This window comes from Niastella yeongjuensis, from assembly GCF_900110245.1.
Taxonomy (GTDB): Bacteria; Bacteroidota; Bacteroidia; order Chitinophagales; family Chitinophagaceae; genus Niastella; species Niastella yeongjuensis.
In genome coordinates this window covers 210,295-222,843 of sequence record NZ_FOCZ01000003.1, presented here as the reverse complement: position 1 = coordinate 222,843, position 12,549 = coordinate 210,295, and the positions used below count along the sequence as shown (strand labels likewise).

The window sequence follows — 12,549 nt, the reverse complement described above, 5'->3', positions numbered from 1 at the left end:
TTAACGTTCAGCCAACCTACCTTTCGGTATACAACGTATTCATCTGCAAGTTAAACCATCCACGCCGTAATGGTTTGGTTTTTGTCTTTTTATTCCTATGCACGCATTGTACGACCAGATCATATTGCTTTTGACAACGCCCCTGTATGTACTGATCATTGGTGCAGAATTATTGATCAGTCATTTGGAAGGCGTAAGATCATATACCTGGAAAGATACCTTTCATAACTTCCTGCTGAGTATCCTGACCGGTTTAACCGACCTCGTCATGCGTGGTGTAAGTCTGCTTGTACTTACTTTCTTTTTCAGCCTTAGTTATTTCAAATGGCCGCATTCCATTGCCTATTGGATCATTCTTTTATTGCTTGTTGATATGATGCATTACTGGCTGCACCGGCTGGGACATCAAAGTCGTTTTTTCTGGGCAGTGCATGTGAACCACCACAGCAGTGTTCATTATAATTTCACCACCGGCTTTCGTACCGGTGTACTGGAACCATTTTATAGCTTTCTATTCTTTATTCCCATAGCACTGGCCGGGTTTCCGCCCATAGATATCTTCTTTATTTATTCGGTAGGCCAGGTCTGGGCCATACTTACCCATACAGAGAAGGTAAAAAAACTGGGTTGGCTCGAATATATTTTCGTTACGCCCAGCCACCATCGGGTACACCATGCATCCAACCCCAGATACCTCGATAAAAACATGGGCACCGTGTTCATTTTCTGGGATAAACTATTCGGCACTTTTCAACGGGAGTTACCGCCGCAGCAATATGAACCTATCCGTTATGGCATTACCCATGAACTGGAAAATGATTCCATACCCACACTCATTTTTCACGAATGGGCAGCCATTATGCGCGACATGCGCCGGAAGGACCTCAGTATAAAACAACGGTTCATGTATCTTTTTGGCCCCCCGGGCTGGAGCCACGACGGACATAGCATGACAAGCGAAGAGATGAGGAAGCACGAAAACGCAGTAACAAAACAACAAACATTCTAATATGATAATGAATTACTAATCTGACTATCATATTATGATATTTCAGGGACAAAGTTTACTTTTGCCCCGCTTTACATGAATTCCCTTCGTGAACAAATATTGATTCTTACCAGTACGCCTATTTACGCGATCATCATCGGGTTAGAACTGCTGTTAAGTAATTACGCGCACCGCAAGCTCTATACCTGGCGCGATACCGCAGCCAATGTTTACCTGATGCTGATGAATGGTGCGCTTGACCTGTTATTCCGCGGCATTTATGTAGTGATCCTCGATTATTTTTACCGGCATCATATGTTCTCCTTTAGCCACGTAGTGGTGTATTGGGTGATGTTGCTGTTGCTGGAAGACTTCATGTATTACTGGCTGCACCGGTTCGATCATGAGATCCGTTTTTTCTGGGCAGTCCATGTTACGCACCACTCCTCGGAACATTTTAATTTCACCGTAGGTTTCCGGTCTTCGGTATTTCAACCCCTGTACAGGTTCCTGTATTTTATACCCCTGGCATTGATGGGCTTTAAGCCAATTGATATCATTTTCATTTATTCAGCCACACAGATCTGGGGTATTTTTGTACATACCAAACTGATCAACAAAATGGGCTTTCTGGAGTACTTCCTGGTAACGCCCTCCCATCACCGGGTTCACCATGCATCCAATGCTAAGTATTTGGATAAGAACATGGGCATGTTCCTGATCATCTGGGATAAAATGTTCGGTACATTTCAACCCGAATTGACCAACAACGAATACCAACCCATCAAATACGGCTTAACCAAACCCATTGAAAAGGAAACTCCGTTAACCATCATCTTTCATGAGTGGACAGCCATGTGGAAGGATGTGGCCCGCAGGGATATTGGGTTTAAAGAAAAATGGAACTACCTGTTTGGTCCGCCCGGCTGGAGCCATGATGGCAGCCGCCAGACCAGCGAAGAAATGCGGGCAGAAGAAAACGGACAACCCACCACTTCTTTACCCGAAGAAGCAGTGATCGTCGTAAAGCGATGATCCCGAAAATACATTGACTTCCAACACATTATTGAAATCTACCTGCCAGCCAACCCGGCTGAATACGTCCCCCATTGAACCATTTGCCCGCTGTTACGTTTTTTTATTGCGAATCGGGCCGGGACACATTTGCACATTTTCCCCACCCTCCATCGCAAACAGGTGTTAGTTCCGCCGTTAAATGTTACCTTTGCGGCCTTATAGGAAATCAAGCAACGCTCAGTTAAGAAACAAACTACAAACATAAACGGGATTATGAATCTTTTTGAACAACAGAATACTGAATTCATCCGTCGACACATTGGACCCACTGAATCTGAAACCCGCCAAATGCTGCAGGTCATTGGAGAACCCAGCCTCGATGCACTGATCGATAAAACCGTACCGGCCGGTATTAGAATGAACCAATCACTGAGCATTCCGCCTTCCATCAGTGAGTACGAATACCTGCAACTGATCAAAGACATCTCGTTAAAAAATAAAGTATACAAAAACTATATCGGCCAGGGGTATTACGACACCATTACGCCCAGCGTTATTTTGCGTAATATTTTCGAAAACCCGGGTTGGTATACCCAATACACACCTTACCAGGCTGAGATCTCACAAGGCCGCCTGGAAAGCCTGCTGAACTTTCAAACCATGGTAAGCGATCTTACCGCTTTACCACTCACCAACGCTTCCCTGCTCGATGAAGCTACCGCCGCTGCTGAAGCCATGACCATGTTCTTCAACTCACTGAACAAGGACCATGACCACATTGTACGGCCTAAATTCTTTGTCGACAACGATACATTCCCCCAAACAAAAGATGTAGTGGTTACCCGCGGGGTACCTGTAGGCATCGAAGTAGTGTTTGGCGATTATCGCACTGCCAGCATCGACGAATCGTATTTCGGCGCGCTGGTACAATATCCAAACGACAAAGGCGCCATAGAAGACTATCGCGACTTTATCTATAAAGTACACCAGGCAGGCGCTTATGTAGCCATGGCTACCGATCTGCTGGCGTTAACCCTGTTAACCCCTCCCGGTGAACTGGGTGCCGACGTAGCATTTGGTTCAGCCCAACGTTTTGGTGTTCCTTTAGGTTTTGGTGGCCCGCACGCTGCCTTCTTTTCCGCTAAAGACGATTTTAAACGCAGCATCCCCGGCCGTATCATTGGCGTAAGCATCGATGCCCAGAACAACCGCGCCCTGCGCATGGCACTGCAAACCCGTGAACAGCACATCAAACGCGAAAAGGCCACCAGCAACATTTGTACAGCCCAGGCCCTGCTGGCCAATATGGCTGCGATGTATGCCGTGTTCCATGGACCCGATGGTTTGATCAAGATCGCTAAACGGGTAACCGTACTGGCCAATGCACTGGCCGAAGAACTGGAAGCAGAAGGATATGAACTGTTGCACAAGAACTTCTTCGATACCATTGTATTTAAAGCACCAAACGCAGATACCATCCGTCAAAAAGCAGAAGCTGCACAGATCAACTTCCGCTACTATGGCAATAACCTGGTAGGTATTTCACTCGATGAAACCACTACCCTCAGCGAAGTACTGGATGTATTGTTACTCCTCGATCAACCGAACGGCCACAACGTAGCCAGCTTCAGCGTAAGCGAAGATGCCGTTTTGTATAATATTCCCAACACGTTAACCCGTACCACTCATTTCCTCACTCACCCGGTGTTCAATACACACCACAGTGAAACACAAATGATGCGGTACATCAAACGTTTGGAGAACAAAGACCTGTCACTGAACACTTCTATGATCTCACTGGGCAGCTGTACCATGAAGTTGAACGCCGCCAGTGAAATGATCCCTTTAAGCTGGCAGCACTGGAGCAAAATGCATCCTTTTGCACCGGTTGACCAAACAGAAGGCTACAAACAGATCACCGATGAACTGAGCAGCTACCTGTGCGACATTACCGCCTTTGACGCCTGCAGCCTGCAGCCCAACAGCGGTGCCCAGGGTGAATATGCAGGATTATTAGTGATCCGCGCTTACCACGCCAGCCGTAACGAGTCACATCGTAATGTAATGCTTATCCCTATTTCTGCCCACGGAACCAACCCCGCCAGCGCAGTAATGGTAGGCATGAAAGTGGTGGTGGTAAAAGCCCTGGAAAATGGTTATATCGATGTAGACGACCTGAAAGCAAAAGCTGAACAACATAGCCAGAACCTGGCCGGTATCATGATCACTTACCCCAGTACTTATGGGGTATATGAAGAAACCGTAAACGAGATCACGCAGATCATTCACCAGCATGGTGGACAGGTTTACATGGATGGCGCCAACATGAACGCCCAGGTAGGTTTAACTGCGCCTGGTTTAATTGGAGCCGACGTATGTCACCTGAACCTGCATAAAACATTTGCCATCCCACACGGTGGTGGCGGTCCTGGCATGGGCCCCATTTGCGTAAAAGCGCACCTGGCTCAGTTCTTACCAGGCCACGTAACATTGAATAATTATAAAGCAGCAGCCGGTAAATTAGACCATACACCATTCAGCCTGCAGCATGCAGTAAGTGCAGCGCCTTATGGCAGCGCATCTATCTTGCTTATCAGTTATGCTTATATCAGAATGCTGGGCGCTGTAGGCGTTCGTAAAGCCACTGAATATGCCATCCTGAACGCAAATTATATGCGCGCCCGCCTGGAAGGACAATACGACATCCTGTACACCAACCACAATGGCGAATGCGCCCACGAATTTATCGTTGACCTGCGTCCGTTCAAAAAGAGCGCAGAGATTGAAGCAGAAGACGTAGCCAAACGTTTAATGGACTATGGCTTCCACGCGCCAACCCTCAGCTTCCCCGTACCAGGCACCATCATGATCGAGCCTACCGAAAGCGAGGACAAAGCCGAGCTGGACCGTTTCTGCGATGCCATGTTGAGCATCCGCGATGAGATCCGCGCTATTGAAGAAGGCAAAGCCGATAAAAAAGACAATGCATTGAAAAACGCACCGCATACGCAACACGTAGTGATCAGCGCTGACTGGAAACACGGGTATACCCGCGAACAGGCTGCGTTCCCGCTGTCATACATTCGTGAGAATAAATTCTGGCCAAGCGTGGCAAGAGTGAACAACACCTATGGCGACAGAAACCTGATCTGTACCTGCGAACCGGTTAGTTCATATGTAGAAGCAGAAGCATAATTTTAGTTTTATAGAATATAAAAAGGTTCTCCTGAATAAGGGGGACCCTTTTTGTTTAGCAGAATTAATAATAAAGCCGTCCACCAATTGGCGGACGGCTTTTGTTGTATACCGACTGTTACTGATAATCCTTGAAGGATCAGTCATTTTGCGCCTGGTCAAGCGCACTGCGCATATCTTTTATATCTTCTATCAGCCATTTGCCATCCTGTTTAGAGATCCAGTACTTCAATCGTCCAACGGTGGGTAAGCCCAGGGTAATGCTTCCCTCATCATTTGCCACTTTTACATTTTCTACGGTCGACTTTTCAATGCCTTTCAAATCTTCTTCATAATCTTTCGCCATCATCACCAGGTCAAAGTCGAGCCCCTGTACAGGCGCTTCTGTAGTGGGCGTTTTCCGCAGGTTGTCGTTACATTTCCTGAAATAGGCGCGCCATTTGTTAAGGTAACCGTCACTAACAAATCCGCTTTGTTGCAGGGCGCCCAGGAACTTTTCTGTGCCATCCGCATCTACAACATAATACTTAGCAGAATCAGGATTGGAGGAATGTTTTACCAGTTCGATCTTTTTCAGTTCGGTTACATTTGAACGATACCATTGTAAAAAGTTAAGGATGGTACCTGCAGGTTGTTTTTTAAATGCTTCATCAGCAGGTGGTGCAGCGTTCAGTGCAACATTGTTGCCGATAGCCGGCAGGTTGGGTTTATCAGCCGAAGCGCAGGCAGATAATAAAACCCAGGTACAAATCGCGAGGTTTGTTTGGAGTTTCATATGGTAGGGTGATTTAAAAGGGTTCAGAATAGGTTTAGGTGAATTTAATAATTAAAAGAGGCAGTTGCAAGTGTCTGATCGTTTATTTTAGTATATTTCACCCCGCGTTTTTATGACGCAAATCATAAATCGTTCTTTTAAAGCAGGTTATAATATCATTTATTTGATCAACTTTAATAATATACCTACATTAGCTTCACCTGCATCCTGGTAATCCCGCCAATCCCGCTCTAAAAACAGGTCCCGCCCGCTTTTTTTAACCCATAAACATTCATTTATGAAAAAGATCCTTTTGGGAACGATTTGCCTGATGGCAATGGCAGCGTGTAAAAATGAACCCGAAAAATCAACACAGGCAGTGGTTGCCGGTGAATCAACAAAAGCCCCTGGCCCCGTAGAGTTTGCCGATCAGAAGTATATAGACATGGGTAAGGCCAGCCTGGCTAAGTTTGCCAGTGGCGATATAGACGGCTGGGTCAGTGGAATGGCCAATGATGTAGTATTGCGTTGGTCATCGGGCGATAGTATCAAGGGCAAAGAAGCCATTGCCAAATACTGGAAAGACCGCCGCATGAACATGGTCGATTCTATCGAAACCAGTAAAGAGATCTGGCTGCCGTTAAACGTACATCAGCCACAAAGTGTAGAAAGCAAAGGCATCTGGGTATTGAACTGGCACCAGGTACATGCTACTTATAAAAACAAACAGTCACTCACCTTCTGGGTGCATCTGGATATGCATTATAATAGTGAAGGATTAATTGACGAGTTCATTCAATACGTTGATCGCTCCGTTATCAATGCGGCAGTGGCGAAGAAGAAGTGAGTAAGTTGACGAGTTAACAAGTTGACGAGTTAACAAGTTGACGAGTTAACAAGAAAATACAGTTGATAGCGTTGATGAGGTTGAGGTAGTTGACAAAGGTTCAAGCTTTCGGGGCCGCGTAGGCCGCGAAGCAGTGTATTTCTTTCTGCCCTCTGCCCTCTGCCTTCTGCCCTTTGCCTACTGCCTACTGCCCACTGCCTTTTCCCATTGCCTTGTCAACCTTATCAACTAACCTCTTCATACCCCAACTCCCATAACCCCGATAAGTAACCATTTCCCCCTGTGCATCAACAAGTACCGTAACAATCTCCCATTCCCCTTCAAACTCGTTGTTAACGAAGGCTCCTGAATAATAGATTTCCTGTGAAGGTAATTTTGGCAGAAATCGCTGGCCTGACTTTTCGTGCTGCCAGTAATGCGGATACCGTTTTACAAATTTAATCGAATGGTCATCTCCCATCGATCCTTCAATGATTGCAGGCGCTTTAAAATGCTTCGTTGATTCGGCATCGATACATTCCCCCGTTATGACACCATTAACAATTGTTAATTTCATTTCAAAGGTGACCATTTTACCCTTCAACGGCACATCGTATTCATTTCCATAGGTATAGGCGCCAGTCCATGTACCACATAACTGCTGATCATTCATAAACAAAAACAAATTATGTTAATCTGGTAGACTAAAATTAGCCCAAAGGTTCTTAAAGAAAAGGATTATACGGTATTATCTGTCCCGGGGTTTCCTGTTAGTGATATAATTTATTAAAGCCCATTTTGTTATTGAAAAGTTATCGTTTTTTTCCTGCTTTATACCTAGCGTACTTTTTGAAGTCTTACAGATGTAATTAAAATTGAGAAAGATGAAAACGGTATTAATAGCAATCTGTGCGCTGGGCTTAACACTGAGTGCGTCGGCCCAAAAAGTGGTGCGAGTTGCGCCGCACCCTAGAACTCATGTTTCAGTAGGTGTTGGATTTGGCGGTGGCTATGGATATTACCCTTATGCACCTTATTGGTATAACCCATGGTATGCTTATCCTCCGGGACCTGGATATTATCGTTCTTCAAGGCCAACAAAACTCGACCTGGAGATACAGGATATCAATAACGACTACAAGGATAAGATCTGGTCAGCACGTCATGACGAAACCCTCAGCGGTAAACAAAGACGGCAGGCCGTACACGATCTGAAGCATGAAAGGGATAATGATATTCTGCAGGCCAAGAAGGATTATTACAAGAAAGGCTAGTGTTTGTAAAGATGACGATCGTTTTGCAAGATCCTTCTGAGTCGTAGGTAAATGAAGTAAGAGATAGGATGTATGATACTCGCGAACTTCTTACTTCCTACTTCTTTAAGTTCCGGCAGCAAGTATTGGTTGTTTAGGTTATGTGGACAAAAGCCCCACCGCTGGAGGTGGGGCTTTTTATTGCTATGATTAATTACGTTAGAAAGAGTCTTTGAGGCAGGAAAATGAAGAAGTAAGAAATACGAAGTAAGAGGTAGGAGATACAAGATCTTCATACCTCCTACTTCTTACTTCTTACCTCCGTATTAAATCGCCGGATCTGGTAAAATCTTCGGTTCCATAATAGAACGGATATCTACCGGCGTTATATTCAATCGGCTGCACCACTGCGTAAAACTTTCATAAATGCCTTTCAACACATTTTTCTGATCGGGTGTAAGTTCCTGCACATAAGCCCGGCTAATGGTACGTACCGGTAAACCACGCAGCTGCAGGAAATACTTTGCACTCATGGGATACGCCTGATGTATAAGCGGGTCAACACGCGTTAGTTCAGACTGCAGCCATTGAACATCTGCCTGCTTAGCCGGGTCATTGGCGTTATTACACATCCATACCAATGCCTCCGGATAAAAATTACCACTGATAGACGACATGCCACGCGCGCCCATTTGCAAACTGTACATGGCATTGGGGGTGTGGGCATCAAAAAAGTCGAAACCCGGCACATTGGCCAACTGCAGTTTTTCTTTAACTTTTTCCAGATCGATGCTGGTGTCTTTATGGTATTTCAACCGGCCTGTATCCAACAGGGCCTTAAACACATTGGCAGATAAAATACGTTTATAAGGCGCCGGGCACTCATAAGTACCCATGGGAATGTTGGGCGTTAACGAGAACATTTTATCGAACCGCTTCAACAGCACGTCGTCATTGTCGTCTACATTGGCGAAATGCCCGGTGATCAGCACCACGGCATCGATACCGGTGTCGTAGATCTTTTTGCTGAACTCGGCCTTGTCTTCAATGGTAAGCCCGAATGAACCGGTAGCTACCACGGGTACCCGGCCATTCACATAGCGAACAATGTGATTGGTCAGCTCAAGCCGCTCGTCTTCACTGATGCTGTACATTTCGCTGCTGAGGCAGTTGGCAAAAAAACCACTCACTCCGGCTGTCAGGTAAAAATCTATCAACCGCTCCACCATATCGAAATCGATCTTTGCCTTCAGGTTGAACGGCGTTATCATTACCGGAACAAATCTTTTTTCCATCCCGTTTATTTTTGATTGTTGTTATTAAAAATGAAGGCTTCCGCCCCTTTAAAATTAAAAAATTAAATATTGTATTACGGACAATTATCATTATTTAATATCGCGCAGCCAGGCTATTGAAAATGAAGGTGTCAGGCGTTTTTTCGCAGACCGGCCAGCAACTTGCCCGTTAAAAAAATGGTCAGGGTGCCTATCACAATGGTCATGTTGGCATGCAGGTTGGTGCGCAGCCACGCATAATTATCAGGCAGCTGGCGCGAAAACGTGATCCAGAGGATCACCAGCACCCCGATAACGACGGCAATCACCGCTTCGATATTCTTCGCTTTACGGGCCAGCAGCCCCAGTAAAAACAGCCCTAAAATGCCACCCGAGAAAATACCCGCCAGTTTCCACCAGGCATCCAGCAGGCTTTTAACGCCTATCATGCCAATGCCAAAACTAATGGCCAGCACGCCCATTACACAGGTGGCCGCATACAGCACCCGCATTTGTGCTTTGGGCGAAGCCTCTTTGTTAAAGTACCGCAGGTAAATATCTTTCAGAAAAACGGTGGCCGAACTGTTCATGCCACTGCTCATGGTGCTCATGGCGGCGGATAAAATGGCGGCAATGATCAGACCCAGCAAACCGCGGGGCACTTCATTGCGCATGAAATAGGGCAATACCCGGTCGCCATAATCGGCAGGAGTAAGGTTGCTTAAGGCAATCCCCTTTTCCGCTGCCACCTGTTGCTGCAGGGGCAGTACCAGTTCCGGATGCTGATGATAATAGGCAAACAACGAGGTGCCGATAAAAAAGAACAGCATACTCACCGGCAAATAAAACACCACACACATCCAGATGCTGCGGCTGGCATCGCGGCTGTTTCGGGCGGTATGGTAACGCTGAATATAATTCTGATCGATGCCGAAATTATTGAGATTGATAAAGAAGCCGTACAGGAAGATCACCCAAAAGGTAGACATCGAAAACCCTGACACCCGGAAGCTGCCGAGGCTGAATTTATCATTGGCCTTTCCGGTTTCAATAATGTAATGGAAGCCGCCTTTCAGGTTGGAGACGATCAGGTACAGGATCAATAAGGCGCCCAGTGTTTTAATAACTGCCTGTACCACTTCGGTCCAGATAACGGCTTTCATGCCGCCCATCATGGTATAAACAATGATACAAATGCCGGTGGTGATCATAATGGCCGGCATGGAATACCCGGTGAGCGCTTTCAGTGTTAATGCAATGGAATAAAAAATAGTGCCCATGCGCGCCAGCTGTATCAGCACAAAACAGATCATGGCATAGGTACGCGCCCAGGCCCCGAACCGCTCCTCCAGATGTGTATAGGCACTGATTGCCTCACTGTTACGATAAAAGGGAACAAAGAACCGCGAAGCGATAAATGCGGCAAAAGGCATCGACAAACTGAATACAAATGAATTCCAGTTGGCACCAAAGGACTTACCCGGATCGCCCAAAAAAGTAATGGCGCTTAAAAAGGTGGCGTAAAACGACATGCCCAACGCCCAGCCCGGTATAGCACCGGAGGCAACGGTATACTGTTCAGACCCCTTATTCTTTCTGCTCAGCAATATACCCACCGCTATCATGGCGGCGAAGTATATGACTATTATAGTTAAATCGACCGTTGGTAAATGATTCATATTACAAGCAATAACCCTTAAAGTAAATGTATAAATAATTCGGCAGGAACCAATAAGAAAGAAAAAATAAGTGTTAAAAAGACAACATGATGCCATTTAACAGTTTTTTTTCATAAAATAGCGTCCCGGCGCACCGGTATGCTTAAACTGCCCCCAAAATTTGAGTACCTTTTCTTCGTCTTCTGGCCAACGTTATACAACCGGATGGTAAAATAAAACTTTACCCAACTGACGTTGTTATTTCGTCGTAACTTATTTAGACGTATTTCTTAAACGGTACATATATGAAAAAGCTACTTCTGGTATTCGGTTTATCGCTGTTACTGGCAGCCGGTGTTTCGGCACAGGGATATTACCACGGCGGCGGCCGCTATTATGCCCGTCCGCGGGTTTCGGTAGGTGTAGGTATTGGTCCTTATTTTCCTGCGTATCCTTACTATGGTTTTGGCTATTCCCCTTATTTTGGGTATCCGCCCTTTGGGTATGGCTACCCTATGGGTTACAGCTATGGCTACCGGTATAGCCGGCCCACCAAGCTCGACCTGCAGATCCAGGACATCAGGTCCGATTACAACGAACGGATCTCCCTGGCTAAACATGATAAGAGTATAAAGAGAAAAGAACGCAAAAAACGCGTTCATGAGCTGGAACACGAAAGGGATAAAGCCATTATACAGGCGCAAAAGGATTATTACGAAAGACCGCAGCAACGCCGGCATAACTTCAACTCCAATAACAACTGATTAACAGACACCTCCCAATACACCGGGAGGTGTTTTTTTATGCCCATCTACAACCGTTAATCGCTCGTTAACCGGCCGCTTTGTTATGGTTACTATCGTAACAATTGGGTTTTTTGTCTATTATTTTCTACTACTGATAGATTATAACTTTTAAAAAACTGAGCGATAAATAAATTTGAAGCCCTTTAATCAAACTCCGTATTAAGATGAAATATACATTGGTATGCGCAGCTTTGTTGTTGACGTTTGTATCCAACGCACAAAGCTTTCACTTTGGCCCCAAACTCGATCTGAATTATTCCGCCCTTAAAGGTGATGGGGTGAAGAATAAGTACTCAGCCGGTTTTCAGGCCGGGGCTTTTGCTGAACTGGGTTTTAATAAACATTGGTCCATTCAACCAGAGTTGCTGTACACCTGGAACCCTTATAAAAAGGCTGATGATTTCATGACGTATTATAACAATTCGGGCAGAAGCGCCGCCGGTGCCGATATCAACCTGGCCTATATAAGTGTGCCTGTACTGGCGCGTTACAATTTTAATAAGTACTTAAGCGTAATGGCCGGACCGCAATTCGGTTACCTGGTGTATGAAGATGAAGACTTGTTAAAAGAAGGCCGCAAGGCATTTGAGAAAACCGAAGTAAGCGCGAACGCGGGTGTGCAGGTAAACCTTGATAAAGTTGGTTTTTATGCCCGCTACAACAAAGGCCTTACCGATATCAATGCAGTGGATGACCGCTACGAATGGAAATCGAGCCACGTACAGGTAGGTGTAGCCGTACGCATTATGTAATACTTACTCATCCGTATTATAAATTA

The 12,549-nt window shown here is 45.7% G+C and carries 11 protein-coding genes; 7 read left to right on the top strand and 4 right to left on the bottom strand.

Going from position 1 to position 12,549, the window contains the following annotated elements:
- The first annotated feature begins 97 nt into the window (after positions 1 to 97).
- The 3 genes from BMX95_RS09355 (at position 98) to gcvP (ending at position 5,200) form a co-directional block, all read left to right on the top strand.
- A complete protein-coding gene (locus BMX95_RS09355) occupies positions 98 to 1,009 on the top strand; it encodes a sterol desaturase family protein (protein ID WP_081197465.1) in 912 nt (303 codons plus the stop codon).
- Positions 1,010 to 1,084: 75 nt separating this feature from the next.
- Positions 1,085 to 2,023, top strand: a complete 939-nt coding sequence (locus BMX95_RS09350) for a sterol desaturase family protein (protein WP_081197464.1) — start codon at positions 1,085 to 1,087, stop codon at positions 2,021 to 2,023.
- A gap of 255 nt (positions 2,024 to 2,278) precedes the next feature.
- Entirely contained in the window at positions 2,279 to 5,200 is a 2,922-nt protein-coding gene (gene gcvP, locus BMX95_RS09345; RefSeq protein WP_081197463.1) for an aminomethyl-transferring glycine dehydrogenase, read from the top strand.
- A gap of 139 nt (positions 5,201 to 5,339) precedes the next feature.
- On the opposite strand, the gene BMX95_RS09340 is transcribed toward gcvP, so the two are convergent.
- Entirely contained in the window at positions 5,340 to 5,975 is a 636-nt protein-coding gene (locus tag BMX95_RS09340) for a hypothetical protein (protein WP_081197462.1), read from the bottom strand.
- Between the two features lie 277 nt (positions 5,976 to 6,252).
- Between BMX95_RS09340 and BMX95_RS09335 the strand changes: the two genes are divergently transcribed.
- A complete protein-coding gene (locus tag BMX95_RS09335; protein ID WP_081197461.1) occupies positions 6,253 to 6,801 on the top strand; it encodes a nuclear transport factor 2 family protein in 549 nt (182 codons plus the stop codon).
- A gap of 184 nt (positions 6,802 to 6,985) precedes the next feature.
- Here BMX95_RS09335 and BMX95_RS09330 read toward each other — a convergent pair whose 3' ends face one another.
- Positions 6,986 to 7,453, bottom strand: coding sequence for a hypothetical protein (locus BMX95_RS09330; protein ID WP_081197460.1), 468 nt, complete (start codon positions 7,451 to 7,453; stop codon positions 6,986 to 6,988).
- A 211-nt stretch (positions 7,454 to 7,664) separates the two neighbouring features.
- Here BMX95_RS09330 and BMX95_RS09325 point away from each other — a divergent pair, with 211 nt between their 5' ends.
- On the top strand, positions 7,665 to 8,054 hold the full coding sequence (locus BMX95_RS09325) for a hypothetical protein (RefSeq protein ID WP_081197459.1): 390 nt from the start codon (positions 7,665 to 7,667) through the stop codon (positions 8,052 to 8,054).
- Positions 8,055 to 8,359: 305 nt separating this feature from the next.
- Here the strand turns inward: BMX95_RS09325 and BMX95_RS09320 are convergent, their stop codons facing one another.
- Both BMX95_RS09320 and BMX95_RS09315 read right to left on the bottom strand, forming a co-directional pair.
- Positions 8,360 to 9,328 (bottom strand): dihydrodipicolinate synthase family protein, encoded by a 969-nt coding sequence (locus BMX95_RS09320; protein ID WP_081197458.1) that lies wholly within the window; start codon positions 9,326 to 9,328, stop codon positions 8,360 to 8,362.
- A 131-nt stretch (positions 9,329 to 9,459) separates the two neighbouring features.
- On the bottom strand, positions 9,460 to 10,986 hold the full coding sequence (locus BMX95_RS09315) for a sodium:solute symporter family protein (protein ID WP_081197457.1): 1,527 nt from the start codon (positions 10,984 to 10,986) through the stop codon (positions 9,460 to 9,462).
- A gap of 284 nt (positions 10,987 to 11,270) precedes the next feature.
- Between BMX95_RS09315 and BMX95_RS09310 the strand changes: the two genes are divergently transcribed.
- Positions 11,271 to 11,729 (top strand): hypothetical protein, encoded by a 459-nt coding sequence (locus BMX95_RS09310; protein ID WP_081197456.1) that lies wholly within the window; start codon positions 11,271 to 11,273, stop codon positions 11,727 to 11,729.
- A gap of 206 nt (positions 11,730 to 11,935) precedes the next feature.
- On the top strand, positions 11,936 to 12,523 hold the full coding sequence (locus tag BMX95_RS09305; protein ID WP_081197455.1) for a porin family protein: 588 nt from the start codon (positions 11,936 to 11,938) through the stop codon (positions 12,521 to 12,523).
- Positions 12,524 to 12,549: the final 26 nt, after the last annotated feature.